This is a genomic window from Nitratireductor aquimarinus (assembly GCF_017255295.1).
GTDB lineage: Bacteria > Pseudomonadota > Alphaproteobacteria > Rhizobiales > Rhizobiaceae > Nitratireductor > Nitratireductor aquimarinus.
The window spans coordinates 1-758 of sequence record NZ_JAFKDE010000027.1; the positions used below are offsets into that span (position 1 = coordinate 1).

The 758-nt window shown below is 63.1% G+C and carries 1 protein-coding gene; it reads right to left on the reverse strand.

Annotated elements, in window-relative coordinates; genetic code table 11:
• Positions 1-757 (reverse strand): tryptophan synthase subunit alpha (trpA, locus tag JYP46_RS22040; RefSeq protein WP_206549374.1); only part of this gene is annotated, 757 nt, incomplete at its 3' end.
• Position 758: the final 1 nt, after the last annotated feature.

The following is a 758-nucleotide window of genomic DNA, read 5'->3' on the forward strand; positions in this document are numbered from 1 at the left end:
CGATCCTGTTGCCATCGGCGTCGTAACACTGTGCGATGGTCGCAACGATGGCGCTGCCGACGACAACACCGTCCGCGACCTCGCCAATCGCCCGCGCCTGGCGCGCCGTCTTCACCCCGAACCCGACGCAGATCGGCAGGTCCGTGTGTTCCTTGATGCGCGAAACCGCAGCCGAAACATTGTTCGTGTCCGGCAGGGCCGAACCCGTCACACCCGTCATCGACACGTAATAGACGAAGCCCGACGTGTTCTCCAGCACCTTCGGCAGGCGCTCTTCGTCGGTCGTCGGCGTGGCAAGACGAATGAAGTTCAGCCCCGCTTTGATGGCCGGAACGCAAAGCTCCTGATCCATCTCCGGCGGCAGGTCGACGATGATCAGACCGTCAATGCCCGCTTCCTTCGCATCGGAGAGGAAGCGGTCCACACCATAGATGTAAATCGGGTTGTAATAACCCATCATCACGATGGGCGTGTCGTCGTCGTCTTCCCGGAAATCCCGCGCCATCTGGAGCGTTTTGGAAAGCGTCTGCCCGCCTTTGAGCGCGCGCAGGCCGGCGGCCTGAATGGCCGGGCCATCGGCCATCGGGTCGGAGAAGGGCATGCCCAGCTCGATCACGTCGCTGCCCGCCGCAGGCAGCGCCTTCATGATCGACAGCGCGGTCTCATAGTCCGGGTCGCCGCCCATGAAATAGGTCACGAGCGCGGGACGGTTCTCTTCCTTCAGCCGCGCAAAGCGGCGGTCAATGCGGGTGGTCATG